The 601-nt window shown below is 70.5% G+C and carries 1 pseudogene; it reads right to left on the bottom strand.

The features are described from left to right. Positions 1-546 (bottom strand): annotated as a pseudogene (locus A5622_RS15670) (D-alanine--D-alanine ligase A); the annotation flags it as partial. Between the last annotated feature and the right edge of the window lie 55 nt (positions 547-601).

Here is a 601-nt window from a genome sequence, read left to right as displayed (position 1 = left end):
TGCATGTTTGACGAAGACCGGCAGGCCCAGCCGCTCGCACTCCTCGGGGCGCAGCCTGGAACGCGACGGGCGCAGCACCGCGTAGTCACCGACCGGCAATCCCTCGGCGGCGAACAGCTTCTTGGTGAATTCCTTGTCCATGCCGGCCGCGCTGGCCAGCACACCGGCCCCCACGTAGGGCACACCGGCGAGCTCCAGCAGGCCCTGGATCGTGCCGTCCTCGCCGTAGGGGCCGTGCAGCACCGGAAAGACCACGTCGACCGACGCTAAGACCTCGGTGGCGCCGGGCGCCAGGGACACCAACTGGCCGCTGCGCCGGGGATCGGCGGGTAGCGCCAGTTCGGTGCCCGATGCGGCGGTCACCTCGGGCAGTTTCCGGTCGGTGATCGCCAGCGCGGCCGGATCACCGTCGGTGAGCACCCACGACCCCTCCGGGGTGATGCCGATCGCGACCACGTCGAACCGATCCGGATCCAGGTTGCGCAGAATGCTGCCCGCCGAGACGCACGAGATGGCGTGCTCGTTGCTGCGCCCGTCGCGTTCCAGGCTGCGCCCCGAGGAGTGCGAGCGGCTGGGCCTGCCGGTCTTCGTCAAACCCGCG

It is taken from the genome of Mycobacterium sp. 1245801.1, from assembly GCF_001673055.1.
In the GTDB taxonomy this organism is placed as follows: Bacteria; Actinomycetota; Actinomycetes; order Mycobacteriales; family Mycobacteriaceae; genus Mycobacterium; species Mycobacterium europaeum_A.
Note: the sequence above shows the minus strand (reverse complement) of the source record. Positions and strands in the feature narration are given on the sequence as shown.